Consider the following 24,960-nt stretch of genomic DNA (forward strand, 5'->3'; position numbering starts at 1 on the left):
CCGGCGAGATTTCGACGATGTCCGAGAACGCCTGCCACGCGGTCAGGGCCGCGCATGGGCAGCGCGGCGGCCTGGACGTGATCGATGCTGGCCGACGTACTCGCCGATCTGCTCGACCACGCCTGACACGTGCCGTCCGGGGATCAGCCGGAGATCAGCGGGGGGCTCGACGAAATGCGGTGGGAACGGGGTGCGCCGCATACTCGACGGCGTCACGTAGAAGACGAGCACGACGGACTGGCCACCCGGACCGTCTACCCGTCAGAGCCGTCGGAGCCGGGCCCACGCCAGGAACGTGCCGCCGAACACGGCCATGACGAGCCCGGTCCACAGGTTGACCGCGCTCCCGAATGCCCCGGCCACGACGAGGATCACGCCGTACAGCAGGAACAGCCCGCCGATCACCATGCGGATGTCGCTCATATGATCACCCCGTACAAAGCGGCGGCGAGGACGAGGGCGCCCGTGCCGAGCACCACCGGCGAGCGGTACCACCGTGCGTCACCCGCCAGCGCGTCGTCCTCCAGATTGACGGCGCTGAGCCCGTACACGAGCCCGCGCAGTTCCTCGGCCGGCTTCGCCGTGGTGACCAGCGTGACCGCCACGGACACGACCACGTCCACGGCGAACGCCAGGCCCGCGCCCCAGAAGCTGGCGTTCAGCTCGGTGCCGAAGTCCACGATCCCGGCCTTGTACGCGATGTAGGACGCGAAGGCCGCCGCCGTGCCGGAGAGCAGACCCCAGAACCCGGCCCACGGCGTCATCCGCCGCCAGAAGAGCCCGACGATGAACGTCGCGAAGAGCGGCGCGTTGAAGAACGAGAACAGCGCCTGGAGATAGTTCATGATGTTGGAGTAGCCGGCCGCGATGAACGCCGTGCCGACGCCCAGGGCCACTCCCGCCACGGTCGCCATCCGGCCCACCCGCAGGTAGTAGCCGTCGTCGCGGTCAGGACGCAGGTGCGCCTGCCAGATGTCGTTGGTGAAGACCGTGTTGAACCCGCTGATGTTCGCCGCCATCCCCGCCATGAACGAGGCCAGCAGCCCGGTCACCGCGACCCCCAGCACGCCGTTCGGCAGCAGGTCCCGCATGAGCATCGGGATCGCGCTGTTGTAGTCCTGGCTCTTGCCCCAGCCGCTGAACAGCACGAGCGCGATCATCCCCGGCAGCACCGTCACCAGCGGGATGAACAGCTTCGGGTACGCGGCGATGATCGGCGTGAGCCTGGCCGCGTTCGTGTTCCTGGCCGACAGGGCCCGCTGCACCTCGGCGAAGTTCGTGGTCCAGTAGCCGAAGGACAGCACGAACCCGAGCCCGAACACGATGCCGATCCAGTGCGCGTGCATCGGGTTCTCGCCCGCCGTGCCCGCCCAGGTGTGCAGGCCGCCCTCGCCGAGCGCGCTCTGGCGTACCTTGTCCGCGAGCCCCGAGAAACCGCCCACCTTGATCAGCCCGAGGACGGTCAGCGGGATCAGCCCGGCCAGGATCACGAAGAACTGCAGCACCTCGTTGTAGATCGCTGAAGAGAGCCCGCCGAGCGTGATGTACGCCAGCACGATCACCGCCGAGACCACCACCGAGACCGGCAGCGGCCAGCCCAGCAGCGCCTCCATGACCAGGGCCAGCGCGTAGAGGTTCACCCCCGCGATGAGGATCTGCGCCACCGCGAACGTGATCGCGTTCAGCAGCTGCGTCGCGCCGTTGAAGCGTTTGCGCAGGAACTCGGGCACGCTGCGGACCTTGGAGCGGTAGTAGAAGGGCATCATCACGATGCCGAGGAACACCATCGCGGGGACCGCGCCGATCCAGTAGTAGTGCACGGTCATGGCGCCGTACTGCACGCCGTTGGCCGCCATGCCGAGGATCTCGATCGCGCCGAGGTTGGCGGACACGAACGCGAGCCCGGTGATCCAGGCCGGCAGGCCGCGCCCGGCCAGGAAGAAGTCGAGGCTGGAGCTGATCCGCCGGCGGGCGGCTAACCCGATGGCGAGGACGGTGGCGAAGTAGATCGCGATGAGGACGTAGTCGAGGAGGTTCACGTCGAGTCGCACGGCACTGCCGCTACCCCGGAAAGCCCCGGCATCACCGGCTCCGCCGCTCGATATGAGTACCCCTCAAATAAGGGCACCTCACGGGGCGTAGTGGACCGTTGTACGCGGCCCGCCATACTGTCAAGAGGTGAACGTCGCCGACCTCAGCCCGGCGCAGGCGCGGGAGCGCTTCCGCGCCGGCGAGCGGGTGCCCACGGCGGGCTGGTGCAGGGGCTGGACGCAGGCCAACCTGATCGCCGTGCCCAGACGGCTGCGGTACGAGCTGCTGCTGTTCGCCCACCAGAACCCGCAGGCGTGCCCCGTGCTCGACGTTGGGGAGCCCGGGACCTGGTCCACGCCGCTGTTTCCCGGCGATCTCCGTACCGACCTGCCCGGATACCGGCTCTACCGCGACGGCGAGCCCGTCGCGGACCTCGGCGACGTGGTGGCGGAGTGGCGGGACGACCTCGTGCCGTTCCTCATCGGGTGCAGCTTCACCTTCGAGGCGGCCCTGCTAGCGGCCGGGGTGCCGGTACGGCACCTGGAGCTGGGGACGAACGTGCCGATGTACGTCACCGACGTCCCCTGCGAGGCGGCGGGCAGCCTGTCGGGGCCGCTGGTCGTGTCGATGCGGCCGGTGCCCGAGGCGCTGGTGGAGACCGCCGTCGAGGTGAGCGGGCACTATCCGATGGTGCACGGCGCGCCGGTGCACGTCGGAGATCCCGCGGCGATCGGGATCCGCGACCTTGGCCGGCCCGATTTCGGTGACCCGGTGGAGGTGCGGGCGGGGGAGGTGCCGCTGTTCTGGGCGTGCGGGGTGACGCCGCAGGCGGCGGTCATGGCCAGCGGCGTCGAGTACGCGATCGGCCACCTGCCTGGACACATGGCCATCCTCGACGCGCGCGACGACGACTACCGCGTCTGACGTGGCGTCCGACGTACGCGGATTTGCGTACGCGGGTGCCTCGTCTCGGCGGACGACCCCGCGGGCCGCCCCGGTCAGACTCCTTGACCATGCTGACCGTCTTGACCAGGACATTGACCGGGACATTGACCGGGGCGTTCCGGGTGCCGGAGCTGCGCAAGAAGCTGCTGTTCACCTTGGGACTGATCGCGCTGTTCCGCCTCGGGCAGCTCATGCCCTCGCCGGGGGTGGACGTGGTGGCCGTGCGGGAGTGCGTGGGGGCGGCCAAGGGCGGCATCTTCGACATGGTGCAGATGCTCAGCGGGGGCGCGATGCTGCAGCTGTCGGTGTTCGCGCTGGGCATCATGCCGTACATCACCGCCAGCATCGTCCTGCAGCTCTTCGCCGTGCTCGTGCCGCGGCTGGACGCGCTCAGGAAGGAGGGACAGCGCGGCCAGGCCAAGATCACGCAGTACACGCGCTACCTGACGGTCGGGCTCGCCCTGCTGAACGCCGGGACGATCGTCGCGCTGGCCCGCGCCCGGCAGCTCCTGCCCGGGTGCACGCGGCCGCTGCTGCGGGACGAGGGCCTGCTGGCCGTGACCGTGCTCGTGGTGACCATGGTGGCGGGGGCCTGCGTGGTCATGTGGCTCGGCGAGCTGATCACGGACCGCGGGATCGGGAACGGGATGTCGCTCCTGATGTTCACGCAGGTCGTGGCCGTTTTCCCGGCGTACATGGCGAAGATCTTCGTGCTCAGCCCGGTGAGTTTCGTGGTGATGACCGCGGCGGGGCTCTGCCTGGTGGCGGCCGTGGTCTTCGTGGAGCAGGCGCAGCGGCGGATCCCGGTGCAGTACGCCAAGCGGATGGTGGGGCGGCGGATGTACGGGGGGAGCAGCACGTACATCCCGCTGAAGGTGAACCAGGCGGGGATCGTGCCGGTGATCTTCACCTCGTCGCTGCTGTACCTGCCGACGCTGGCGGCGCCGCTGCTCGGGGACGCGGGGCAGGCGTGGGTGCAGCGCAACCTGACGTCGGGCCCTCTTCACATGAGCCTGTACGTGCTCCTGATCGTGGGGTTCGCCTACTTCTATGTGTCGATCACCTTCAATCCCGTGGAGGTGGCGGACAACATGCGGCGGTACGGGGGATTCGTTCCTGGGATCCGGCCCGGGGGACCCACGGCCCGGTACCTGGCGTACGTGCTGGGACGGCTGACCGCGCCCGGGGCGGTCTACCTGGCGGTGCTGGCGCTGCTGCCGCTGGTCGCGTTCGCGATCCTCAAGGATCCGGGCACGCAGCAGAACTTCCCGTTCGGCGGGACCAGCGTGCTGATCATGGTCGGGGTGGGGCTGGACACCGTGAAGCAGATCGAGGCCCAGCTCCAGCAGCGCAACTACGAGGGCTTCCTGAAGAAGTAGCTCATGCGGGGATGCTCAGCCCGGCTCGCATGGCGAACACCACGAGCTGGGCACGATCCCTCGCGCGGAGCTTGACCATGGCGCGGCTGACGTGGGTGCGGACGGTGTCGGGGCTGATCACCAGCTCCTTGGCGATCTCCTCGTTCGACCTGCCCGTGGCCACCCAGGCCACCAGCTCCCGCTCCCGGGGCGTCAGCGTCTCCAGCCCTTCGACCGGCCCGGCGCCGTGCTGCCCGAACATGCCGATGACCTTCCTGGTGATCGCCGGTGACAGCAGCGCCTCGCCCGCGGCCACCACGCGCACGGCGTTGACCAGCTCCTCCGGGGCGCTGTCCTTGAGTACGAAGCCGCTGGCCCCGGCCTGGAGCGCGGCGAAGACGTACTCGTCGACGGCGAACGTGGTCACCACGACGATCCTGGTGCCGCGCAGCTCCGGGTCCTCGGCGATGGCCCGTAGCGTGGCGAGGCCGTCCATGCCGGGCATGCGGATATCGAGCAGCAGGACGTCGGGGCGGGCACGGCGGATCAACGCCAGCGCGGCGCTGCCGTCGGCGGCCTCGCCGACGCACTCCATGCCGGGCGCGCGCTCCAGCAGGGCCCGCAGCCCCATCCGCACGACCGCCTGATCGTCAGCGACGACCACCTTGATCACGCCCTCGGTCGGGCCGACGTGCTCGGGCGCGCTGACGTGCTCAGTTACGGGGGCAGTGGTGGTTGCGGGCTGGGGGGAGGACTCGGATGCGGGTTCCGGCGTGGGCCCGTGTTCCGGCATGATCACATCGAGACCTGGGGGAAGCGGGCGATCACCTGGAAGCCGCCGCCCTCGCGCGGCCCGGCGGCGAAGTGGCCGCCCGCCTCGGTGACTCGGGAGCGCATCCCGGCCAGCCCGCGCCCTTCCCGGGCGCCCGTCCAGCCCGCACCCCGGTCGGCCACCTCCAGCACGAACTCGCCCGGACGCCCGTCCACCCGCACGAGCGCCCTGGTGGGGCCCGCGTGGCGCAGCACGTTGGTCAGCGACTCCCGCACAACCCGGTAGACGGTGCCCTGAAGGCGGGCGGGCACGGTGAAGTCCGCGGGCTCGACGTCCACCGGCAGGCCCGCCGCCCGGACGCCCTCGATGAGCCGGGCGAGGTCGCCGCCCGGCGGGTCGATGCCGTCGAGCGCCGCCCGCAGCTGGGAGAGAGCCGTCGTACTGGTCTCCCTGATCGCCCGCAGCGACGCCCGCGCCTGCTCGGGGTCGTCGTCCAGCGCGACGAGCGCGAGCCCGGCCTGCATGGCGATGGCCGCGAGCCCATGCCCGGCCGCGTCATGCACCTCACCGGCGATCCTGGCCCGCTCGGCCGCCACACCGCCCGGCCCGGTCGTGCCTGCCGCCGTGTCCAGCGTGGCCGCGACCGGCTCGCCCCAAACGGCCCCGCCGACGCCCAGCGCGGCGCCATTCTGGCCGCCCCGAGTCCCGGAGCCCAGCGCGGCGGTGCTCCAAGCGTCACGAGCCGCTTCGCCGACGCCCAGCGAGCCCGGAGTTGTCTCGTCGTGGTGCAGCGCTGCCGGTGCCGGCCGAGAGCCGTCAACCGCGATGGCCGGCGACGCGCTGCCGCCCGGTCCCACGGCGCCCGGTCCCACGGCGCCCGGTCCCGCCGAGGTCGGCGCGGTGCCGTTTCGGTGGGTGGGCACTTGGCGCACCGTTTTGAGGGGGCGGGGCTGGGCCGCCGGGAGGGCCCATGGGCGTACCGATCCGGCGGAGAGGTTGACCTGCGGCGGCTCCGCCTCAGCAGCGGCGGCGGCCGCCGCGGCGCGGGCCTGGGCGAGGCCGCTGAACGACCACGGGACGGCCAGCCAGCCCGCCCACGCCAGCATGACCACGACCGGGACGTCGCCGAGCCGGGTCAGGCGCGACAGAGCGGCCAGCGGCCGGCGCAGGCGGCCGCCCCTGTGCGTGTGCTCCGTCACCATCCCCACCCGGCCAAGGCTCGTGTAGCCCAGATCCTAGCGAGCTTTCACACGACCCGGGTCTCGCGCGGACCCGCCAGCCCCCACGAGGTGATCTTCGTGGGTGTGATCTTGATGATCTCCCTGGAGAAGAACGGCACGGGCGGGTCGGTGTCCGACAGCGCCTCCGCCGTGCCCCTGATCTCGATGCCGCGCACCACCCACGGATCCACCGAGGCCAGGTCGTCCACGACGAGCGCGACGGTGCTGCCCTTCTGTACGTTCCTGAACTTCTTGGACGCGCCCATGGCGTGCCCGCCGATGGTGATCGTGCCGGTCTCGGCGTCGACGAAGAAGCCGACCGGGTTATTCTGCACCTGCCCGCCGGGCGACACGGTGGCCAGACGGCCAAGGTGCTGCGACGACAGGTACTCCAGTTCCGCTGATGTGAAGGTCATGCGGTCGAGTCTGCAACCTTGACATTGGTTGAGGTCAAGCCAGTCCGTCGGTCAGCCAGCGCAGTGGGTTGTCGTGGGTGATGAGGCCGATCGTTTCCTCGCCGACGCCTGCCTCGCCAAGGCGCGGCAGCAGTGCGTCGAACAGGTGGGCGTAGCCGGGGCCGTCGTACTTGCGCAGTTGCGCCACCCGGCTCAGCCCCGTGCTGACGAGCAGGCGGTCGGCGTGGCCGTCCTCGATGAGGCCGAGCACGATCCTGGCCGCCTGGTCCGGGCCGAGGGCGAGCAGGCCCAGGCTCACGTACGCGCCCGCTTCGGCGATCTTCCTGGCCGCCCCCAGGTCGGTGCCCGCGTAGCCGACGGCCACCCGGGAACCCGGCAGGCCCTGCCCGAGCAGGATCTCCAGCAGCGCGGGGGCGTTCGCGCCGTGCGTCGCGACGGGGAGGCGCGACTTCAGGGAGGCGCGGGCGGCGGCGATCAGGCAGCGCTCCTCGCGCGGCGTGGGCTCGGCGCCCCAGGAGCCGACCTCACCGATCACGCCGGGGAACACGCCCATGTCGTCCGCGCCGCTGAGGATCTCGTCCATCAGCTGGCTGGTGAGTGAGTCCACGTCCGCGTTTCCGGCGTTCGTGAACGGCTCCGCGAAATGCCCGGTCGAGGCGATCACCGGCACCCTGCTGCCTGCCGCCATGCGGGCCAGGGCGGCGGCGTCGCGGCCCATGCCCATGCAGGTCAGATCCACTACAAGGCCGAGCCCGCCGGACTGTCGCAGCTCGCGGAGCTCGGCGGTGACGGCGTGCTCCTCGTCGAGCCAGCGGTACGGGTCGGAGTCGATGCCGACTCCCCAGCGCATGTCGGTACGCAGGTGCTCGTGGGGGAGCACGGCGCCGGTAATGGCGGCCGCGCGTACAGGACCGGTGACGGTACGGAGCAAAACCTCGGGCATAACAGACATTAACCGATGTTTGCCGGAAGCCGGTCGTTGGGGCTGGAAAATTTACCGTCTTGCGGGTTTGGTCTTTTGCTAGTCGGTTGCAAGTGGCCACCGGTTGGCGGCCCGTATCCTGGATGGCATACCGACTGCCGGGGGGAATTGTGCAGCTTCAGAAGTCTGACACCGGCGACGCCGACGTGATCAAGGGCGAGGCCGCAGACCGCTCCAGCATGCCCGAGCGTCGCACGGGCCTCCACGGGTGGCTGGACGGCATCAGGTCCACGCGCACCGGCGCGCTCACGCTGAAGATCGTGTTCGGCGTGATCGGGGCCCTCATGGTGGTGGCCGGGCTGATCATGGTGCCGTTCCCCGGGCCGGGGTGGGCGGTCGTGTTCGCGGGGCTGGCGGTGCTGGCCGTGGAGTTCCACTGGGCGCGCAGGGTGCTGGAGTTCGGCAAGCGCACGCTGCACGCCTGGATGGAGTGGTACAAGCGGCAGGGCTGGCTCCTGCGCGTCGTCGTGCTCATCGTGACGGTGGCCGTCGCCGCGGTGATCGTCTACTTCGGCCTGCGTACGCTCGGCATCGACGTCATCAGGATCGCTCGGGGTTACATCTAGACCCGGTCGGTATCGACGCCCGAAATTTCGTACTTACCTGTCTATTCTGCGGGCGTGATCGCCAAAATCGCCATCGCGCTGTCCATGACGCTTTCCGCGGGTTATGCAGGACCGGTGACGCTCCCGGTCGCAGCCCAGGCGGACCTCGTGCTGCCCGGGACTGGCGGCGTGAAATATTACGAAAAAACGGGCGATCCGGTACGTCTTGCCGCCTACGGCCTCGGCACCAAGCGCACCTACCTCAGAGCCACGACCGGCAACGCCTTCGCCTGGGAGAAGACGCTCTCCGAAGAGTCCGTCTCGCCCGGGAACCGCCTGACGGCAGGCGTGCCCGGCTCGTACCGGTCGGGCTACGACTCCCTGATCGTCACCGACCGCACCACCGGCGCCTCAACCAGGATCCGCACGGTCAAGAAGCCGCTGACCGCCTCCTACGCCTCGTGGTCCCGCGACGGGAAGCGGGTCGCGCTCACCGTCGAGCAGAAGGTGGGCGGCAAGTGGCAGGTGCTCGGCTTCACGGTCGTGGACGTGGCCGCCAAGACCGCGCGCACGGTGCGGGTCGCCGGCCTGAGCCGGAACGCGGGCTTCTGGTGGAGCCCCGACGGCAACCTCGTCTCCATGTACGGCACCGGCCTGCGCGCCTACCGGGCCTCCGACGGCGCGGTCATGCGCACCTACGCGGGCGTCGGCCTGCCGACCGGCCCCGAGGACCCGTTCTCACCGTCGGGCAAGCGGCTCACCACCTGGTGCCCGTCGCGGTTCAAGGAGCAGCTCTGCCTGGTGGATCCGGTCAGCGGCAAGATCGCCCAGCGCGTGAACGTACGACCCGAGGCCCTTTTCGGCTGGTGGGACGAGAGCCACGTGATCGCCGTCATGGCGCACGGCGCGGCCTACCGGCTGACGGTGCTCGACCTGAGCGGCAAGGCGACGCGCGTGCTGGCGGACGTGCCCCGCACGGCGTGGGCGTCGGACCTGTGGCTCTCCTTCATCCGCGTGTCATAGGTAGAGGCCGGTGCCGTGGTCGGTCTCCTGGGTGGCCACCGCGTGCAGGTCGCGCTCGCGCATCACGAGATAGGTCCGCGCGTGCACCTCGACCTCGAACTGCTCCTCGGGGTTGAACAGCACCTTGTCGCCCACCTTGACCGAGCGCACGTTCGTGCCGACGCCGCACACCTCGCCCCAGGACAGCCGGTTGGCCATCTTGACCGTCGCGGGAATGACGATCCCGGAGCCGCTGCGCCGCTCCTCGGCCTCCTGCTCCAGCTTGATCATGACCCGGTCGTGCAGCATCTGAATCTCGAACTTGGGCTCTACCACGGGCTCAAGTTTACGAGCCATGACACCCGCGAAACTCCGGAAGTCGCGATCAAGGCAGCCTGAGCTCGGAGAACACGGGCCGGTGGTCGGTGTGCTCCAGCTGCAGCACCTCGAAGTCACGCACCGCCATCCGGGAGTCCGCCAGCACGTGGTCGATCGTCACGCCGGGAAGGTTCTGGTTCGAGCCCTCCTGCGGCCAGGTCGGCACGAACCCCCGCCCCATGACGTCGGCCGCGTCCCGGTAGCCGTTCGCCAGCAGCTCGCGTACCGGCAGGTGATCGAGCGTGGCGTTGAAGTCGCCCGCCAGCACCCGCAGTTCCTTGCCCGCCTGCGGCAGCGCCGCCAGCCCCGCCTGCCAGCACGGCTGCCGCCCGATCCGTCTCGGGGCGCACGGGTGCACGGACACGATCTCCACCCGTACCCCGCCCGGATGCCTGAGCCAGGCCCTGGCCTGCCCGAACCCGCCGTACTTGATCGTCTCTCCGGCCGTCAGCGGATACCGCGCGTAGACGGCCGACCCGCCGGCCCCCGGCAGCGGCCGCGTGACGGCGTACGGCAGCACCTCGCGCAGCCCCGCGCTCTCCAGCCGCCGCATGGCGTCCGGCGTGAACTCCTGCAGCGTCAGCACGTCCGGCTGCCGCGTGGTGACCAGCGCCATCAGCTCGGCCGTGTCGGCCCGCCCCACCAGCAGGTTCGCCGCGAGGACCCGCAGCGCCGGTCCGTGGACGACGGGGTTGCCGTCGGCCAGGGCGCGGGGGAGCACGGCGGGCGTCAGCGCGAGCACCGAGACGAGCGCGACCGTGCCCGCCGCCCACCGTCTCAGCAGGCAGGCCAGCAGCACGGTCACCGCCGCCGCGCACACCGCGTACGGCGTGTACGCCACCACCGGCACCCACGGCCAGTCCGGCTCGAACCCGCTCAGCCGCACCGCCGCCCACCCGGCGAACGGCGCCACCACGATCCAGCTCACCCATGTCCGCACGCCATGTATCGCCACGAAGAGCGATTCGGGTTCATGAGAGGCTGTGCGCCATGCACGACGTGGAAGCCAGGGTCCTGAACGCCATCGACGAGGCAGAGACCGTCAACCTGCTGGCCGAGACCGTCAGGGTCCCCAGCGTCACCGGGACCGACGCCGAGTCCGAGCTGCAGCACCGCTTCGCCCGCCTGCTCACCGAGGCCGGCATGGACGTGGACGTCTGGAAGCTCGACCTCGCCGGCCTGACCGGCCGTCCCGGCTTCCCCGGCACAGAAGCACCCAGGACCGAGGGGTACGGCGTCGTGGCCGTCACCGAGGGTGAGGGCACACCCGCGCTCGCCCTCCAGGGCCACGTGGACGTCGTCCCCACCGGTGACCTGGCCAAATGGGAGGGCAGCGACCCGTTCGCCGCCAGGATCACCGGCGACGTGCTGCACGGCAGGGGCGCCTGCGACATGAAGGCGGGCCTGGTCGCCAACCTCGCCGTGGCGCGGGCGATCATGAAGGCCGGGATCAGGCTCGCCAGGCCGCTCGCCGTGCACTGCGTGATCAGCGAGGAGGACGGCGGGCTCGGCGCGTTCGCCACGCTCGCCAGAGGGCACACGGCGGAGGCCGCGGTCATCACCGAGCCCACCAGCGGCGCGGTCATCACGGCCAACGCGGGCGCGCTGACGTTCCGGCTGGAGATCGCCGGGCGGGCCGCCCACGGGGCCACGCGGTACGAGGGGGTCAACGCGGTCGAGGTGTTCTGGCCGGTGTTCGAGGCGATCCGGCGTCTGGAGGCAGAGCGGAACCGGGACGTTCCCGGCATCTTCCAGGGCAACGCGATGCCGTACCCGATCGAGATCGGGACCGTACGCGCGGGGGACTGGGCCAGCACGGTGCCCGACCTGCTGGTCGCCGAGGGGCGGCTCGGGGTGCGGCTGGAGGAGGACCCGGCGGCGGCACGCGCGGCGTTCGAGGAGGCGGTCCTGGGAGTGACGCATCCGTGGCTGCGCGACAATCCGCCGGTGGTGACGTGGCCTGGCGGACAGTTCGCCAGCGGCCGGCTGCCTGCCGGGCATGCGCTGCTGGACGAGGTCGGCGGGGCGGTCGCCGACGTCACGGGCGCGCGGCCCGCCGAGTCGGCGGCGCCGTACGGGAGCGACCTGCGGCTGTACGCGGCGGGCGGGATCCCGACGGTGCACTACGGCCCCGGGGACGTGCGTTTCGCTCACGCCCCCAGGGAGCAGGTCGAGCTGAGGGAGCTGCGCGAGGTCACACGGGCACTGGCACTGCTCGTGGTGCGCCGCTGCGGAGCACTCTGAGCGCGTTCCGATTGTGCTGGCAGGCGCCGAACTGGACTAGAGTCCGAATCATGTCGGAGTCGCTGGAGCTTCTGGTCGGCCGTCCCGTGAAGGAACGGGCGGACGCGGCGCGCAACCGGGAGAAGGTACTGGCCGCGGCCGCCCGGCTGTTCGCGGAGAAAGGGGTGGAGGCGGTCTCGATGGACGCCATCGCGGCGGAGGCGGGCGTGGGTAAGGGCACGCTCTTCCGGCGGTTCGGCGACAAATCTGGACTCGCCGTGGCGCTCCTGGACTCCCGCGAACGCGACCTCCAGCAGCGCATCCTGTCCGGCCCACCGCCCCTCGGGCCCGGAGCGCCCGCTCCTGAGCGCCTCGCCGCCTTCGTGGCCGCCTACCTGGACTACCTCTTCGCCCACCTGGACCTGGTCCGCATGTCGGAGACCGCCAGCCCGGGGGCTCGCTACCGGATCGGGGCCTACCGCTTCTGGCACCGGCACGTGGCCATCCTCCTGGCCGAGGCCCGGCCGGGCTGCGACGCCGACGCCCTGTCCCACACGCTGCTGGCGGCGATGGGGGCGGAGGCGGCGTGCGTGCTCAAGGACGCTTACGGCCCTGCCCGGGCCACGGCGGCCATCGCCACCCTGGCCACGGCTCTGGCCACCTTCCCCTGACCGGTGCCCGCCGGCCGCCGCACGTCGTCCGGGGTCCCTTGAGGAGGGAATGGTGGGCTTCGACGACGCGCCGTGCGATCGCCCGTCTCGTCCACGCGTGCGCCGTTTCGGCCGGGGGCGATGGGGCAGCGGTGGGTAGGGGCGGGTCAGGCGGTGGTGGGGACGCGGCGGCGGGATTCGGGGACGATGAGCGGGGTGCCCGACTGCGGGTCAGGAATGATCTCGCAGCGCAGGTCGAACACCCGGTGCACCAGCTCCGGCGTGACGATCTGCGTCGGGTCGCCCTCCGCGACGATCTCGCCGGCCCGCATCACGATCAGGTGGGTCGCGTACCGGCAGGCCTGGTTCAGGTCGTGCAGGACGGCCACCATCGTGCGCCCGGCCTCGTGCAGGCCGGCGCAGAGGTCCAGCACCTCGATCTGGTGGGAGATGTCCAGGAACGTGGTCGGCTCGTCGAGCAGCAGGATCGGCGTCTCCTGGGCCAGCGCCATGGCCAGCCACACCCGCTGCCGCTGCCCGCCCGACAGCTCGTCCACGATGCGGTCGGCCAGCTCCGCCACGTCGGTGGCGCGCATGGCCTCGGCCACCGCCGACTCGTCGGCGCGCGACCACTGCCGCATGAGCCGCTGGTGCGGGTAGCGGCCCCGGGCCACCAGGTCGGCCACGGTGATCCCGTCCGGGACGATCGAGCTCTGGGGGAGCAGGCCCAACCGGCGCGCCACCTCCTTCGAGGGCAGCGACGTGATCACGCTCCCGTCCAGATGCACGGCGCCCGTCTTGGGCTTGAGCATCCGGGCCAGGGCACGCAGCAGGGTGGACTTGCCACAGGCGTTCGGGCCGATGATCACGGTGAAGGACTCGTCGGGGATCGCCACGCTCAGGTCGGTCGCCACGACCCGCTGGTCGTAGGCGAGGGTGAGGCTGGTGCCGGACAGCCGGGCATCGGCCGTCAGCACCGGTCCTTCCAAGGTCATCAGTGACGGTCCTTTCGCAGGAGCAGAGCGAGGTACGTGCCGCCGATCGCGGCGGTCAGCACGCCGACGGGCAGCTGGGTGGGTGCGAGCAGGCGCTGCGCGGCCAGGTCGGCGGCGGTCAGCAGGACGGCCCCCATCAGCGCCGACGCCCCCATCGTCACCCCGGCCGAGCGGGTGAGCCGCCGGGCGAGCTGGGGAGCGGCCAGCGCGACGAAGGCGACGGGCCCCGCGGCGGCCGTGGCCACGCCGGACAGCAGCACGCCGGCCGTGATCGCCGCCGCGCGCACGACCTCGACCCTGATCCCCATGGCCTTGGCCGCGTCGTCGCCCATCTCGATCATCCGCATCGGCCGCGCCACGAACGCGCACACCGGCAGCAGCACGGCCAGCGCCAGCGCCACGGGGATCGCGTGGTCCCATCCGCGCCCGCTCAGGCTCCCGGTGAGCCAGGCGCCCGCGGTGGCCGCGTCGTTGATGTCGGCCCTGGTCAGCAGGTACGAGTTGACCGCCAGCAGCAGCGCGTTCGCCCCGATGCCGACCAGCACCAGCCGGTAGCCCTGCACGCCGCCGCGGAACGCCATCGCGTACACCAGCGCGGCCGTCACCACGCACCCGGCCAGCGCGCCGCCGGCGATCGTCATGGCCGAGCCGCCCGCGACCACGGCGACGATGCCGCCCGTCGAGGCGCCCGCGGTGAAGCCGATGAAGTCAGGGCTGCCCAGGGGGTTCCTGGTGAGGCTCTGGAAGATCGCGCCGCTCACCCCGAACGCCGCCCCGACCACCAGCCCCGTCACCACGCGAGGGGCGCGGAGCTTGCTGACGATCAGCTCGGCGACCGGCGTGCCCCGGCCGAAGAGCGCGGAGACGATGTCGGGCACGGGCACCGTGAACTCGCCCGTCGAGATGGCCGCCACGGTCACCGCGCAGGCGATCACGACGAGGGCGGCGCCGACGATCAGTGCGCGGGGCGCGAGCCGTACGGACCAGGGGCCGACGCGGATGGTCACAGTGCCGCCACCCGCTTCCGCCTGGCCAGCAGGATGAAGATCGGCGCGCCGATCACCGCCCACACGATCCCCACCTGCACCTCTCCTGGCCGGGCGATGACCCGGCCCACCACGTCGGCCCCCAGCAGCAGCACCGGCGCGATCAGCGCCGAGTACGGCAGCACCCACCGCTGGTCGGGCCCCACCACCGCGCGAACGGCGTGCGGCACGATCAGTCCCACGAACCACAGCGGCCCCGCGGCCGCGGTGGCGGAGCCGCACAGCAGCGTGACGGCCACCCCGGTGAGGATCCTCGTACGGTTCACGGCCACGCCCAGCGCCTTGCCCGCGTCGTCGCCGAGGGCCAGCATGTTGAGCGGCCTGGCCAGCAGCAGGCCGAGCACCAGCCCCGCCACCATGAACGGCGCCAGTCGCACCAGCGTGCCGGCCGTCTGCCCGGCCAGCGACCCGGTCAGCCAGAACCGCATCCGGTCGAATGTCTGGGTGTCCATGCGCAGGATGGCCGAGGCCACCGCCGTGCACACCATGCCGAGGGCCACGCCGGCGAGCGCGAGACGTACGGGGCTGGAGCCCGAGCGGCCCGCGGAGGCCAGGGCGTAGACGACGACGGAGGCCAGCGCGGCGCCGCCGAACGCGAACCACACGTAGATCGCGGGGTCGGACAGCCCGAACAGGCCGAGCGCCAGCGTCACGCCCAGCGCCGCGCCCTCGTTGATGCCCAGCAGGCCGGGGTCGGCCAGGGGGTTGCGGGTCAGGCTCTGCATGAGCGCGCCCGCCAGCCCCAGCGTCGCGCCCACACCGAGTCCCAGGAACGTGCGCGGGATGCGTAGCTCGCGGATGACCGTGTGGTCGCTGGAGCCGTTCGGGGCGAGGAAGGCGTCGATCACCGTCGAGAACGACATGGACCGCGCCCCCAGCGCCACACTCGCCGCCGCCACCAGCGCCAGCACCGCCGCCGCGACGACGAGCCCGCCCATCAGCCCGAGGACCCGCCCCTTGCCGCTCCGCCCGCCTTCCGCCGCGCGCTCGGCGTCGTCGCCGGCCCCGGGCGTGGCCTTGGCCGTGTGCTCAGCCGGGCGCACCCGACCCCCTCTCGTAGCGGTAAAGCTTAGGTAAGGCTAATCTAATTCCCCAATACGAAGGCAAGCCTAACCTTAGGAGATGTGCATGTCAGGACCGGTACTGGCTCGCAGGGGCTTCCTGGCGTCCGCCGCAGGCCTCGCGGCGGCCCTGACGCTGGCGGCGTGCGGCGGCGAATCAGCACCCACCAAGGCCACCACGGAATCCCCTGCGGCTCAGGGCTGGACGTTCACCGACGATCGTGGCAAGAAGGTCGACCAGCCCAAGCCGCCCTCCAGGATCGTCGCCCAGGTCGGCGCCGCGGCCGCCCTGTGGGACTTCGGCGTGCGCCCCATCGCCGTCTTCGGCCCGCACAAGCTCAAGGACGGCAGCAAGGACCCCCAGGTCGGCAACGTGGACATCACCAAGGTCGAGGGCCTCGGCAACGTCTGGGACGAGTTCAACGTCGAGAAGTACATCTCGCTCCAGCCCGACCTCCTGGTCAGCAGCATGTACGTCAAGGGCACGCTCTGGTACGTGCCGGACAAGTCCAAGGACACCATCGAGCAGGTCGCCCCGACCGCGGGCATCATGCTCACCGGCCGCAGCGCCACTCAGGTGATCGGCAAGTACGAGGAGCTGGCCAAGTCGCTCGGCGCGAGCATGCAGGGCGTGCCCGAGGCCAAGGCCCGCATGGAGGCCGCCACCAAGGAGCTCGCCCAGTTCAAGAACCTCAAGATCCTCATGATGTCCGGCGGTGCCGACGCGATGTGGGTGGTCAACCCGCCGGAGTACCCGGACATCGTGCACCTCACGGCCGCGGGCCTGGACGTCGTCAAGCCGTCGAAGGTCGACGAGGGCGGCTTCTTCCAGACGCTGAGCTGGGAGAACGCCGACGAGTACGACGCCGACGTGATCCTCTACGACACCCGCACCCAGTCTCTCAAGCCCGAGGAGATGATGAAGAAGCCCACCTTCGCCAAGCTCCCCGCGGTCGAGGCCGGCCAGCTCTACCCGTGGCGCGCGGAGGTGCCGTTCAGCTATCAGGGGTACGCCACCTTCCTCGAGGAGCTGGTGGCCAATCTGAAGAAGGCTAAAGAGCTCCCCTGACCTCGACGATCTCGGCGAGGGGGAACTCCAGGTAGTCGCCTGCCTCCTCGCACCAGGCGTCCAGCGCGCCGCCCTTGAGCTCGCCGTGGCTGATCGTGGCCGTCAGCCCGCCGGTCAGGGTGATGCCGGCGCGCACGCCCCGGTCGACCACGAACCCCAGCAGCGACTGCTGCGCCGTCGGCAGCCTGGTGGCCATCCTGCCGATGATCGCCCACGTGCGGCCGTTCGTCCCGTCCTCGGACCGGGTGGCCTCGATCAGGCGGCGGGCGTGCTCGTACGGGTCGGGCGTCGGCTCGGCGAGCATGTAGGGGGACGGGTCCATATCTGTGATGCCGGGAAACTCCGACAGCTCGGCCACCCGGCCCCCGGGCAGCAGGATCAGCTTGCCGCCCTGCGGCTCCTCGGGCCTGGCCCGGTGGATGGTGATCTCGCCGGTGTCGGAGACGGGCACGGGGGAGTAGCCGACCTCCCGCAGCGCGGCCAGCGTGCGCTCGGCCGGTGCCGAGCTCACCAGCACCGTGGGCGCGAGCAGCCGCAGGCCCAGCCTGCCCAGCCGCCGATGCGCGGCGATCTCGGCCAGCAGACCGGGATCGCCGGCCTGGATGACGCATCCGACCGTGGTGACCGTGATCTCACCGTGCCTGCGCGCGGTGTCGCGTACGAGGTATTCCAGCGGCTGCGGGATCGTGCCGACACCGGCCAGCTCGTCGAGCAGTTCGTCGGCGTCGTAGCCGCGGTCGAGCGCGCGGCGCACGCTCTCGGTCGTGAAGCGCCAGACCGAGGCCGCGCCCCGCGACTCGCGGTCGGCGGCCCGGTCGAGCAGCGCCGCCAGCTCCGCCGAGGGCGGCCCGGTCACGACCGCGGTCAGGTCGGGCCCGAACAGCGCGCTCCTGCGCACGCTCGCCAGTGCCCTGGTGGCCGCCTCGGCCAGCACGGGGTCGTGCTCGACCATGGGGACGGCGTCGTCGTTCTCGTCGCCCGGCTTGGCGGTGAGCGTGGCCAGCGCGCGGCCCAGGTCGGTGATCGCGTCGTTGGCCAGCAGCCCCAGCAGTGTGGCCTCGTCGAGCACCGCGGGCGCGCACGCCACCAGCAGCTCCAGGTCGAGCAGCGGCGCGTGCCAGTGGACGTTGGCCACGAGGCTGTCGCGGTCGGCGAACGCCGTGCCCGCCGGCAGGTCGGCCAGCGCCGACAGCACGGCCCTGCGGACCCTGGCCACCGCGCTGCCCGAGGGGTCGTCGCCGAGCACGGTGCCGTACTTGCCGTCGATCTTGCGGAGCGACGCGCGCTCCATGCGCCACCACGCCGCCAGCAGCACCCGCAGCCGCGCCGAGCCCTCGTCGAGCCGCCACCGGTCGAACCGGTCGGTGGGGATCATGCCGCCCGACTGCTCGTCCCAGGCCAGTAGCCGGGCCACGGCGCAGAGCTCCAGCAGCAGCCGCGTCTCGTCCTCGTCGCAGCCGGTCTCCTTGGCGACCCTGCGTACTTCGCGCACGCCCACGCCGCCCGTCTTGAGCAGCGGCAGCGGCGTCTTGGCGGTGTTGTCGAGCAGGGCCGCGCACCGCTCGACGACGTGCGGCGCCGCCAGCGTCATCAGGTGGTCTACCTCTTCGGGATCGACGGGGATCGTGGCCACCTCGGGCGGCTCGGGCCGGTAGGACGGGTGGTAGCCGGGGCCGCGCAGGCAGATCGCCACCTCGCGGGGGATCTCCGCGACGTGCCAGCTCGGACGGTAGAGCAGGCCGTGGTCGGCGCACCACTTCTCCGGTGTGCCGGGCGTGACGAACCTGCCGCCGTCGACGTTCAGCGCGGGACCCTGCCAGGCGAACCGGTCGAGCAGCGGGATCGTGCCGTCGGGCGCACCGCGCACCAGCGTGTTGACGCGCTCGCGGTCGCTGAGCGCCTGGGTGACGCGGGCGATGACGCGGCGCTTGTTGCCCTGGGAGGACAGACCCAGGTTGCGGGTGAGCGCGTGCAGCGCGTCGTTGCCGATCGACCAGGAGTTGAGGTAGTGGTCGAGCGGCTCGCCCAGGCCGAGCGGGGCGGACCACCAGCGCGCGACGCCTTCGGCGAGGTGGATGACACCCTCGTCGCCGGGCCAGGCCAGTGCGTGGTCATAGAGGTATTCCAGCCAGGGGGTCACTTCTTCGAGCGGCGCGTCGACGAAGTCCGCCAGCCGCTCGGCCGTGGGGCGGGTCATGGCCAGGGCCGCCTCGGCCAGCTGCAGGCAGGGCAGCGGCAGGCAGCGCAGAGTCTCCATCACGGCGAAGCCGTTGCCCAGTCGCTGGGCCAGGGTGTCGAGCCGCCGCGGCCAGGGCGCGGCGATGGCATCGGGACGGTTGGCCAGGATGCGGCCGAGCCTGTCTTCGTTCAGTTTTCGCAGCCAGCCGAGCAGGTGATCTTCCATCTGTCAGCACTCTCATGGGGTCGCGCGCGGGACTCACCGTGAGCCATGAGCATCCACGGTAATGCAGATCACTCCCGGTCAGGAGAGGACTGCCCAGACGATCTTTCCGTGAGGTGCAAGTGCGGACCAGCCCCAGCGGAGGCTGAGCGATTCGACGATGTGGAGTCCGAGGCCGCCGGTGTCGAGGGGGCCAGGGTATCGCAGCACCGGCACCGATGAGCCTGGATCGGTGAAGGCGCTGGTGACGAGAGGTCCCCGGCGTACCAGGGACATGTGGACGGGGCGCGCGCAGTGGGGCTCGTCGAGGTGCAGACCGTGGCGCAGCGCGTTGGTCGCGAGCTCCGAGACCACCAGCTCCATGTTCTCGATCAGCTCGCCGAGGCCCCATCCCGACAACGCGCCAGCGGTGAAACTACGGGCCGAATGGACCGAGGCAGGGCTGGGCGGGAGCACGAACGTGGCGCTCGCGGACGGGCCGGGGACCAGCAGATCGCGAGCCGCCTCCGGCCACCAGCCGACCGGAGGCCACCAATCGAACGTGGTCCACTGGCCGGGCGCCGTGGTGGATTGCACGTTGATCATTCTGCGACAAACTCTCGTGCAGGTGCAAGAGCGAATGCACGTGCAGACAACCCGTGCGCACGCTACGGTTTCCCTCAAATGGTCAATATGGGGGAAAGGGGATCTTGTCCGCGGCCCATGATCTTTCGGCCGTGAAGTGACAGACTGGAGGTGCATACTCCGCTACCTGCGGTGGCCCCGCTTGCCGCGGCCCGCCGTGTCGCAAGGAAACGAACAAGGAGCAGCACGTGTCCATTGATCCGCCAGGTTCGGGTTCGACCGTTCGGCGCATCATGCTGGGGGCGAGTCTGAGGCGCCTGCGTGAGGCCAGCGGACTCGACCGTGGACAGGCTGGATTCCATATCCGGGCGTCCGAGTCCAAGATCAGCCGGATGGAGCTCGGTCGCGTCGGCTTCAAGACACGTGACGTGGAAGACCTGCTCACCCTGTACGGCGTCGTCGACGATGCCGAGCGCCGTGCCCTGCTGGAGATGGTCAGAGAGGCCAACACCCCCGGGTGGTGGCACAAGTACTCGGCCGAGCTGCCCTCATGGTTCACCACGTACGTGGGCCTGGAGGAGGCCGCCGAGATGATCCGTACCTATGAGGTTCAGTTCGTGCCAGGCCTGTTGCAGACGGCCTCGTATGCGCGATCGGTATTCCAGCTTGGCAACCCCGGTCTGAGTCCGGACAAAATCGAACGCCGCGTGCATCTGCGCATGCAGCGTCAGGAGCGCTTCACCCAGAAGGACGGGCCTCGCCTGTGGGCCGTCATCGACGAGGCGGCGCTCAAACGGACGATCGGCGGGCGGGAGGTCATGTCCGAGCAGCTCCAGCATCTGCTGGAAGTCGCTGCCCTTCCCAACATCACCATTCAGGTGATGCCCTTCAGGTTCGGCAAGCACGCCGCTGAAGGGGGCGCGTTCAGCATCTTGCGGTTTCCCGAGTCCGACTTGTCGGACGTTGTCTACGTCGAACAGCTCTGGGGTGCCCTGTACCTGGACAAGCGTGAGGACATCGATCCGTACCTCACGGCCATGGAACAGCTGTGCGTGGAGAGCACCACGCCAGGGGGCACCGTCGAGCTCATCGGCGGTCTTCTCAGAAAGATGTAGATGAACCAGACCTACAACGGCATGCCCGCGGCGGACCTCACGCAGGTCGCGTGGCGCAAGAGCCGCTACAGCAACTCGCAGGGCAACTGCGTGGAGCTCGCGGAGCTTCCCGACGGGGGCATCGCGGTGCGCAACTCACGTTTTCCCAACGGCCCTGCCCTCATCTATACCCGCGACGAGATCCGGGCCCTGGTGCTCGGGGTGAAGGACGGAGAGTTCGACGGACTGCTCGTTTAACAGCCTTGTAACCTCCGGCGCGCCTGCTTAACGGAGGCGCGCCGGAGGCGTAACCGCCCGGCCTCGTCCTGCGGACAGGATCAGGTCATGCTCGACCAGATGACCCTGTATCCGATCGCCGACGACGTGCTGTTCGCGCCGGGCGGCAAGGTCGTGATCCGCACTTATGGCGTGGCGCCCGCCACCGCGGGAGCCTCCGTCTCCTATCGCACCTGGGTGACCGGCATCCGGGACCAGCCGCGCTACTGGCACTGGGGCCACTACGAGGACGCCGCCTCGGGGCACCGAGAGGTCCTGGAATGGCTCACGGGGCGGGGGCCGCAACCTTCCCAAGCCGTGGCCTGATCGCTATCCTCGTGCCAAGCAACCGCTTGGTAGAGGAGGCGTGGTGCGGCGCGCGATCCACCTGCTCGAGGAGGTCGACTTCCGGCCGATGAACTCCAGACGGCCGCTGGAGTACCTCACCTGGCTGACCCGCTACAAACGCGAGGACGAGACCCGCACCGCCCCCTCGCTCACCTCCGGCATGTCGATCAGGTCCCGCGAGATCGACCTCGTGGGCGCCTTCTACGCGGTCGGCATCACCGGCCACCCGCAGTTCAAGGCCGTCACGCTGTGGGACTGCCACGGCGGGTGGGACGGCGGCTGGCGGCAGATGATGGAGATCTACCAAGGCGTCGACGAGCGCCTGTTCCTGTCCGACATCGACGACCTGCGCTTCTCCGCGTTCTCCCGCCCGCTCGGGGCCGCGCCCGGCTGCCCGCCGCTCTCCGAGGCGCCCGCCGCCGAGCTCTACCTCTTCGAGAGCGCCCGCGTACGCCCGGGAGCCGCGCTCGACTACCTCCACGCGGTGCGCACCGAGCGCGCGCCGCTGCTCGCGGAGCACGGCCACACCCTGGTCGGGCTGTACGAGGTGCTGTTCTGCGACACCGAGGCGGTCACCATCTGGGGCGTCTCGCTCGACGACCACCTGGCCACCCAGCGCGCCCGCGACGCCGCACTGGGCCTCGACGACGAGGTGGAGCCCGATTCCCGGCTGCCGGCCTGGGGTAAGCGGGCTCGCGACTATCTGGAAGGCCCGTGGCGTGAGACGCTTCTGGCACCGTTCCCCGGTTGCCGCCTGGCGCCGGAGGGCCCGCCGGGTTAGCGTCGGCTGCGGAGGTGGCCATGACGGACTCGTACCTCTACAACGGGCAGAGCCCCGACGATCATGTCGCCTCGTGCCCTGACTGCGGCGCGGCCATCGCGCTGCTCGATCAGTCGGACACGGCCGTCGAGCCGCCGCCCACGCTGCGCGAGGCGGTGTTGTCCATGGCGCGCCGCCGCCGCAGCCCGGCCGTCATGGGCGTGGCGTCCGTCGCCGTCCCGTACGCCGAGCAGGTGGCGCTCATGGACGACCTGCTCGCGGAGCTGAGCGCCCCGCAGTGGGAGGCCCCGATCGCCAAGCACGGCACGGTGAGGGGACTGGTGGAGCACCTGGCCTCCAACGACGCCACCGTGGCGAGCTTCATGGGCGTGCCGGGCAAGAGCGGGATGCCGGTGCACCGGCGCTGGCGCGAGCAGGCCGGATCCCTGCTCGAGCGGGTCTCCCACAGCAGTGAGGTGCTGCTCGGCGTCGAGGTGGCGCTGGCGGGGGCGCGGCCGGCCCGCGCGCCGCTGCGCCAGGCGCTGGTCCAGCGCACGTTCGAGACGTGGACACACGCCGACGACATCAGGGCGGCCACCGACCGCTCCCAGACCCCGCCGCGCCCCGAGCACGTGCACATGATCGCCGAGTTCGGCCTCGCGCTGCTGCCGCGCGCCATGCGGGAGCCGCGCCGCGACGTCTCCGCCACCGTCGTGCTGACCGGACCGGGCGGCGGCACCTGGACGATCCCGCTGTCGCCCGCGTCCGACCACGTCGGCGTGCTGCTGTCGGCGGACGCGGTGGCCTTCTGCCGGCTGCTGGCCAGCCGATGGCCCCCCGGCTCCTTCCCGTACGCCGCCGAGGGCGATCCCGCCCTCGCCCGCGACATGATCAGCGCCGCCGCCACGCTGGGATGCGATTGATGGCGAGGGAGTGCCGTCGCCTGGAGGAGCGGCGGGAGCGAAGCGACCAGAGCGAGGGAAGGCGGCGGCATATGGCGACCGAGCCCGCCTCACGGAGTGAGGCCAATGAATAGAGACCAGGAGCTGTGTACGCGCCTGACCGCCGGCGACCTCGACGCGCTGGCCCACGTCTACGACCAGCACGGCCCGTACGTGTACGGGGTCGCGGTCAAGGTCACCGGCAGCCAGGCGCACGCCGAGGAGATCACCCAGAACGTGTTCGTCGCCCTGTGGCAGGACCCGCTCTCCTACGACCCGGCACTCGGGTCGTTACGCGGCTGGCTGGTCGGCAGGGCGCTGCACGAGTCGGCCCTGCGCTCGAAGGTCAGCTGATCGGCGCGTTCCAGGTCGTGAGCACCGGCTCGGCGTGCTCGAAGCCGAGCCGCGAGTACGTGCCCGTGTCGAGCTTCAGCAGCCTGCCCTCCTCGGGCCCCAGCCCCAGCCAGCGGGCGGCCAGCACACGCAGGAAGTGGCCGTGCGCCACCAGCGCCACCCGGCCCTCGACCGCCTTGGCCCGCTCGATCACCCGGTCGGCACGGGCCGCCACCTCCTCGGCGCTCTCGCCTGGATGCTCGGCGTCGCCGGGGATCACGCCGTCACGCCACAGGTACCAGCCGGGCCGGGTCTCGCGGATCTCCGGCGTGGTGATCCCCTCGTAGCCGCCGTAGTCCCACTCCCACAGGTCGGGTTCCACCTGGTAACCGTTCAGCCCGGCCAGCTCCGCGGTGCGCCGGGCGCGCTGCGCGGGTGAGACCAGCACAAGGTCGAAAGCCTGCCCCTTCACCAGCGACGCCAGCGCCCTGGCCTGGTCCTCGCCGTGCTCCGTCAAAGGCAGGTCGGTGCGGCCGGTGTGCTTGCCCGCCTTGCTCCATTCGGTCTCTCCGTGCCGGAGCAGCAGCATCTCGTTCATGGAGTCCATCATCGGGCACGGCCGATTTCCGCCTCGTGTCAGGTGGCGAGCTCCTCGACGATGGGGGCGAAGGTGTCCAGGTCACGCTCGTGATGCACGACGAAGTACGAAATATCGTGCTCGCCCCGCCAATAGCGGAGCTTGTCGATGATGTCGGCGCGCGTCCCGAGCAGGACCTGGGGTGTCTCGCCGAGCGACGAGCTGTCGGCGGCGCTCCACGCCTCCACCGCCTTCCGCTCACCCGCCTGCATCACACTCGTCCCGAGCTCCAGCCCGTCATACCGCTCCCCGGCGGCCTCCCGCACCACCTCGAGCTTGTCCAGGAACGCCTTCAGCCCGCCGTCCTTCTCGTCCGGGCCGCTCCCATCCGGCCGGACCCTCATCCCGATGTTCACGACATCCGCCTCTTCGGCTGCCAGCCGCAGCATCCGAGCCCCGCCACCGCCGAGCACGATCGGGGGACGCGGTTTCCGCACGGGCTTGGGCCGCTGGTCGAGCCGGTCGATGCGATAGTGCTTGCCTTGGAAGCTGAAAGGCTCGTCCTCCCAGAGCCCTTTGAGCACGGCGACGGCCTCCCGCAGTCGCTCCACCCGTACCCCGGGCGGCTCCAGCGCCAGCCCGGCGCCCTCGTAGTCGCCCGCCATCCACCCGGTCCCGATCCCGACCTCCAGCCGCCCGCCGGACAGCAGGTCGAGTGTGGCCGCCTCCTTGGCCAGCACGGCCGGATGCCGGAAGTCGTTGGCGAACACCAGCGTGCCGACCTGCAGCCTGGTGGTGGCGCAGGCGGCCGCCGTCAGCGCGGCGATGGGCGCGAACCGGGGGCCGACGAGATGATCGGGCACGAGGAGCACGTCGTACCCCTGCCCCTCGAGCCGCCTCGCCTTGTCGGCCCACGCCACCCCTGACTCGGCCTCCCGCACCACCGCCCCGAACCTGAACCGCCGCACGATGC

Annotated in this window: 28 protein-coding genes; 13 read left to right on the plus strand and 15 right to left on the minus strand. The window is 70.9% G+C overall.

Annotation, left to right across the window (positions count from 1 at the left end; genetic code table 11):
• Nucleotides 1–261: 261 nt before the first annotated feature.
• The gene (locus ACQPWU_RS17810) at nucleotides 262–423 is read right to left on the minus strand and encodes a hypothetical protein (RefSeq protein WP_433441365.1); all 162 of its coding nucleotides are present in this window, start codon (nucleotides 421–423) and stop codon (nucleotides 262–264) included.
• Nucleotides 420–2,051, minus strand: coding sequence for a sodium:solute symporter family protein (locus tag ACQPWU_RS17815; protein WP_433441367.1), 1,632 nt, complete (start codon nucleotides 2,049–2,051; stop codon nucleotides 420–422). Before ACQPWU_RS17815 ends, ACQPWU_RS17810 begins: the two co-directional genes overlap by 4 nt.
• 127 nt (nucleotides 2,052–2,178) lie before the next feature.
• On the opposite strand from ACQPWU_RS17815, the gene ACQPWU_RS17820 reads away from it, so the two are divergent.
• Together ACQPWU_RS17820 and secY are read left to right on the plus strand one after the other, a co-directional pair.
• Nucleotides 2,179–2,955 (plus strand): putative hydro-lyase, encoded by a 777-nt coding sequence (locus ACQPWU_RS17820; RefSeq protein ID WP_433441369.1) that lies wholly within the window; start codon nucleotides 2,179–2,181, stop codon nucleotides 2,953–2,955.
• A 113-nt stretch (nucleotides 2,956–3,068) separates the two neighbouring features.
• Nucleotides 3,069–4,355 (plus strand): preprotein translocase subunit SecY, encoded by a 1,287-nt coding sequence (secY, locus tag ACQPWU_RS17825; protein WP_433445231.1) that lies wholly within the window; start codon nucleotides 3,069–3,071, stop codon nucleotides 4,353–4,355.
• 1 nt (nucleotide 4,356) lies between these two features.
• Here the strand turns inward: secY and ACQPWU_RS17830 are convergent, their stop codons facing one another.
• The 4 genes from ACQPWU_RS17830 to ACQPWU_RS17845 all read right to left on the minus strand — a co-directional run bounded on the left by ACQPWU_RS17830 (nucleotide 4,357) and on the right by ACQPWU_RS17845 (nucleotide 7,685).
• Nucleotides 4,357–5,007: a response regulator gene (locus ACQPWU_RS17830; RefSeq protein ID WP_433445232.1), complete on the minus strand. Its 651-nt coding sequence runs from the start codon at nucleotides 5,005–5,007 to the stop codon at nucleotides 4,357–4,359.
• A 122-nt stretch (nucleotides 5,008–5,129) separates the two neighbouring features.
• Nucleotides 5,130–6,308 carry a histidine kinase gene (locus ACQPWU_RS17835; RefSeq protein WP_433445233.1) on the minus strand — a complete coding sequence of 393 codons (1,179 nt, stop codon included), beginning with the start codon at nucleotides 6,306–6,308 and terminating at the stop codon, nucleotides 5,130–5,132.
• 44 nt (nucleotides 6,309–6,352) lie between these two features.
• Entirely contained in the window at nucleotides 6,353–6,742 is a 390-nt protein-coding gene (locus ACQPWU_RS17840; RefSeq protein WP_433441371.1) for a PPOX class F420-dependent oxidoreductase, read from the minus strand.
• 34 nt (nucleotides 6,743–6,776) lie between these two features.
• Nucleotides 6,777–7,685 (minus strand): phosphotriesterase family protein, encoded by a 909-nt coding sequence (locus tag ACQPWU_RS17845; RefSeq protein ID WP_433441373.1) that lies wholly within the window; start codon nucleotides 7,683–7,685, stop codon nucleotides 6,777–6,779.
• A gap of 149 nt (nucleotides 7,686–7,834) precedes the next feature.
• On the opposite strand from ACQPWU_RS17845, the gene ACQPWU_RS17850 reads away from it, so the two are divergent.
• A complete protein-coding gene (locus ACQPWU_RS17850; protein WP_433441375.1) occupies nucleotides 7,835–8,290 on the plus strand; it encodes a TIGR02611 family protein in 456 nt (151 codons plus the stop codon).
• 54 nt (nucleotides 8,291–8,344) lie between these two features.
• Entirely contained in the window at nucleotides 8,345–9,292 is a 948-nt protein-coding gene (locus tag ACQPWU_RS17855) for a TolB family protein (protein WP_433441377.1), read from the plus strand.
• Here ACQPWU_RS17855 and ACQPWU_RS17860 read toward each other — a convergent pair.
• Entirely contained in the window at nucleotides 9,287–9,607 is a 321-nt protein-coding gene (locus tag ACQPWU_RS17860; protein WP_360690112.1) for a GroES family chaperonin, read from the minus strand. The genes ACQPWU_RS17855 and ACQPWU_RS17860 overlap by 6 nt on opposite strands.
• A gap of 49 nt (nucleotides 9,608–9,656) precedes the next feature.
• The gene (locus ACQPWU_RS17865; protein ID WP_433441380.1) at nucleotides 9,657–10,589 is read right to left on the minus strand and encodes an endonuclease/exonuclease/phosphatase family protein; all 933 of its coding nucleotides are present in this window, start codon (nucleotides 10,587–10,589) and stop codon (nucleotides 9,657–9,659) included.
• Nucleotides 10,590–10,639: 50 nt separating this feature from the next.
• Between ACQPWU_RS17865 and ACQPWU_RS17870 the strand changes: the two genes are divergently transcribed.
• Both ACQPWU_RS17870 and ACQPWU_RS17875 read left to right on the plus strand, forming a co-directional pair.
• Nucleotides 10,640–11,893 (plus strand): ArgE/DapE family deacylase, encoded by a 1,254-nt coding sequence (locus ACQPWU_RS17870; RefSeq protein ID WP_433441382.1) that lies wholly within the window; start codon nucleotides 10,640–10,642, stop codon nucleotides 11,891–11,893.
• 50 nt (nucleotides 11,894–11,943) lie between these two features.
• Nucleotides 11,944–12,543: a TetR/AcrR family transcriptional regulator gene (locus tag ACQPWU_RS17875; protein ID WP_433441384.1), complete on the plus strand. Its 600-nt coding sequence runs from the start codon at nucleotides 11,944–11,946 to the stop codon at nucleotides 12,541–12,543.
• Between the two features lie 146 nt (nucleotides 12,544–12,689).
• Here the strand turns inward: ACQPWU_RS17875 and ACQPWU_RS17880 are convergent, their stop codons facing one another.
• Genes ACQPWU_RS17880 through ACQPWU_RS17890 form a run of 3 tightly spaced genes read right to left on the minus strand, consistent with a single transcriptional unit; the run spans nucleotide 12,690 to nucleotide 15,606 of the window.
• Entirely contained in the window at nucleotides 12,690–13,517 is an 828-nt protein-coding gene (locus tag ACQPWU_RS17880; protein WP_433441386.1) for an ABC transporter ATP-binding protein, read from the minus strand.
• Nucleotides 13,517–14,524, minus strand: a complete 1,008-nt coding sequence (locus ACQPWU_RS17885) for a FecCD family ABC transporter permease (RefSeq protein WP_433441388.1) — start codon at nucleotides 14,522–14,524, stop codon at nucleotides 13,517–13,519. Before ACQPWU_RS17885 ends, ACQPWU_RS17880 begins: the two co-directional genes overlap by 1 nt.
• Nucleotides 14,521–15,606, minus strand: a complete 1,086-nt coding sequence (locus ACQPWU_RS17890) for a FecCD family ABC transporter permease (RefSeq protein WP_433441390.1) — start codon at nucleotides 15,604–15,606, stop codon at nucleotides 14,521–14,523. The genes ACQPWU_RS17885 and ACQPWU_RS17890 overlap by 4 nt, the downstream gene beginning before the upstream one ends.
• 85 nt (nucleotides 15,607–15,691) lie before the next feature.
• On the opposite strand from ACQPWU_RS17890, the gene ACQPWU_RS17895 reads away from it, so the two are divergent.
• The gene (locus tag ACQPWU_RS17895; protein ID WP_433441392.1) at nucleotides 15,692–16,693 is read left to right on the plus strand and encodes an ABC transporter substrate-binding protein; all 1,002 of its coding nucleotides are present in this window, start codon (nucleotides 15,692–15,694) and stop codon (nucleotides 16,691–16,693) included.
• Here ACQPWU_RS17895 and ACQPWU_RS17900 read toward each other — a convergent pair.
• Together ACQPWU_RS17900 and ACQPWU_RS17905 are read right to left on the minus strand one after the other, a co-directional pair.
• Nucleotides 16,677–19,097, minus strand: coding sequence for a helicase-associated domain-containing protein (locus ACQPWU_RS17900; RefSeq protein ID WP_433441394.1), 2,421 nt, complete (start codon nucleotides 19,095–19,097; stop codon nucleotides 16,677–16,679). The genes ACQPWU_RS17895 and ACQPWU_RS17900 overlap by 17 nt on opposite strands.
• A gap of 78 nt (nucleotides 19,098–19,175) precedes the next feature.
• Nucleotides 19,176–19,679, minus strand: a complete 504-nt coding sequence (locus ACQPWU_RS17905; RefSeq protein WP_360690130.1) for an ATP-binding protein — start codon at nucleotides 19,677–19,679, stop codon at nucleotides 19,176–19,178.
• Between the two features lie 272 nt (nucleotides 19,680–19,951).
• Between ACQPWU_RS17905 and ACQPWU_RS17910 the strand changes: the two genes are divergently transcribed.
• The 6 genes from ACQPWU_RS17910 (at nucleotide 19,952) to ACQPWU_RS17935 (ending at nucleotide 23,431) form a co-directional block, all read left to right on the plus strand.
• Nucleotides 19,952–20,773: a helix-turn-helix domain-containing protein gene (locus ACQPWU_RS17910; RefSeq protein ID WP_360690161.1), complete on the plus strand. Its 822-nt coding sequence runs from the start codon at nucleotides 19,952–19,954 to the stop codon at nucleotides 20,771–20,773.
• Nucleotides 20,774–21,010 carry a DUF397 domain-containing protein gene (locus ACQPWU_RS17915; RefSeq protein WP_433441397.1) on the plus strand — a complete coding sequence of 79 codons (237 nt, stop codon included), beginning with the start codon at nucleotides 20,774–20,776 and terminating at the stop codon, nucleotides 21,008–21,010.
• Between the two features lie 87 nt (nucleotides 21,011–21,097).
• Nucleotides 21,098–21,355, plus strand: a complete 258-nt coding sequence (locus ACQPWU_RS17920; RefSeq protein ID WP_433441399.1) for a hypothetical protein — start codon at nucleotides 21,098–21,100, stop codon at nucleotides 21,353–21,355.
• Between the two features lie 43 nt (nucleotides 21,356–21,398).
• Nucleotides 21,399–22,157: a hypothetical protein gene (locus ACQPWU_RS17925; protein WP_433441401.1), complete on the plus strand. Its 759-nt coding sequence runs from the start codon at nucleotides 21,399–21,401 to the stop codon at nucleotides 22,155–22,157.
• 20 nt (nucleotides 22,158–22,177) lie between these two features.
• A complete protein-coding gene (locus ACQPWU_RS17930) occupies nucleotides 22,178–23,059 on the plus strand; it encodes a maleylpyruvate isomerase family mycothiol-dependent enzyme (RefSeq protein WP_433441403.1) in 882 nt (293 codons plus the stop codon).
• Between the two features lie 105 nt (nucleotides 23,060–23,164).
• Nucleotides 23,165–23,431: an RNA polymerase sigma factor gene (locus ACQPWU_RS17935; RefSeq protein ID WP_433441405.1), complete on the plus strand. Its 267-nt coding sequence runs from the start codon at nucleotides 23,165–23,167 to the stop codon at nucleotides 23,429–23,431.
• Here the strand turns inward: ACQPWU_RS17935 and ACQPWU_RS17940 are convergent.
• The gene (locus ACQPWU_RS17940) at nucleotides 23,424–24,008 is read right to left on the minus strand and encodes a histidine phosphatase family protein (protein ID WP_433441407.1); all 585 of its coding nucleotides are present in this window, start codon (nucleotides 24,006–24,008) and stop codon (nucleotides 23,424–23,426) included. The genes ACQPWU_RS17935 and ACQPWU_RS17940 overlap by 8 nt on opposite strands.
• A gap of 38 nt (nucleotides 24,009–24,046) precedes the next feature.
• Nucleotides 24,047–24,955 carry a TIGR03621 family F420-dependent LLM class oxidoreductase gene (locus ACQPWU_RS17945; RefSeq protein WP_433441409.1) on the minus strand — a complete coding sequence of 303 codons (909 nt, stop codon included), beginning with the start codon at nucleotides 24,953–24,955 and terminating at the stop codon, nucleotides 24,047–24,049.
• Between the last annotated feature and the right edge of the window lie 5 nt (nucleotides 24,956–24,960).

Origin of the sequence: Nonomuraea sp. CA-141351 (genome assembly GCF_050944675.1) — a bacterium.
Taxonomy (GTDB): Bacteria; Actinomycetota; Actinomycetes; order Streptosporangiales; family Streptosporangiaceae; genus Nonomuraea.

What these genes read in the sequence shown, in the direction of transcription:
- ACQPWU_RS17940 (WP_433441407.1), bottom strand. Translation starts at nt 24,008, where the DNA reads ATGAACGAGATGCTGCTGCTCCGGCACGGAGAGACCGAATGGAGCAAG.
- ACQPWU_RS17875 (WP_433441384.1), top strand. Translation starts at nt 11,944, where the DNA reads ATGTCGGAGTCGCTGGAGCTTCTGGTCGGCCGTCCCGTGAAGGAACGG.
- ACQPWU_RS17900 (WP_433441394.1), bottom strand. Translation starts at nt 19,097, where the DNA reads ATGGAAGATCACCTGCTCGGCTGGCTGCGAAAACTGAACGAAGACAGG.
- ACQPWU_RS17870 (WP_433441382.1), top strand. Translation starts at nt 10,640, where the DNA reads ATGCACGACGTGGAAGCCAGGGTCCTGAACGCCATCGACGAGGCAGAG.
- ACQPWU_RS17920 (WP_433441399.1), top strand. Translation starts at nt 21,098, where the DNA reads ATGCTCGACCAGATGACCCTGTATCCGATCGCCGACGACGTGCTGTTC.
- ACQPWU_RS17880 (WP_433441386.1), bottom strand. Translation starts at nt 13,517, where the DNA reads ATGACCTTGGAAGGACCGGTGCTGACGGCCGATGCCCGGCTGTCCGGC.
- ACQPWU_RS17845 (WP_433441373.1), bottom strand. Translation starts at nt 7,685, where the DNA reads ATGCCCGAGGTTTTGCTCCGTACCGTCACCGGTCCTGTACGCGCGGCC.
- ACQPWU_RS17935 (WP_433441405.1), top strand. Translation starts at nt 23,165, where the DNA reads ATGAATAGAGACCAGGAGCTGTGTACGCGCCTGACCGCCGGCGACCTC.
- ACQPWU_RS17840 (WP_433441371.1), bottom strand. Translation starts at nt 6,742, where the DNA reads ATGACCTTCACATCAGCGGAACTGGAGTACCTGTCGTCGCAGCACCTT.
- ACQPWU_RS17930 (WP_433441403.1), top strand. Translation starts at nt 22,178, where the DNA reads ATGACGGACTCGTACCTCTACAACGGGCAGAGCCCCGACGATCATGTC.
- ACQPWU_RS17810 (WP_433441365.1), bottom strand. Translation starts at nt 423, where the DNA reads ATGAGCGACATCCGCATGGTGATCGGCGGGCTGTTCCTGCTGTACGGC.
- ACQPWU_RS17915 (WP_433441397.1), top strand. Translation starts at nt 20,774, where the DNA reads ATGAACCAGACCTACAACGGCATGCCCGCGGCGGACCTCACGCAGGTC.
- ACQPWU_RS17905 (WP_360690130.1), bottom strand. Translation starts at nt 19,679, where the DNA reads ATGATCAACGTGCAATCCACCACGGCGCCCGGCCAGTGGACCACGTTC.
- ACQPWU_RS17835 (WP_433445233.1), bottom strand. Translation starts at nt 6,308, where the DNA reads ATGGTGACGGAGCACACGCACAGGGGCGGCCGCCTGCGCCGGCCGCTG.
- ACQPWU_RS17895 (WP_433441392.1), top strand. Translation starts at nt 15,692, where the DNA reads ATGTCAGGACCGGTACTGGCTCGCAGGGGCTTCCTGGCGTCCGCCGCA.
- ACQPWU_RS17910 (WP_360690161.1), top strand. Translation starts at nt 19,952, where the DNA reads ATGCTGGGGGCGAGTCTGAGGCGCCTGCGTGAGGCCAGCGGACTCGAC.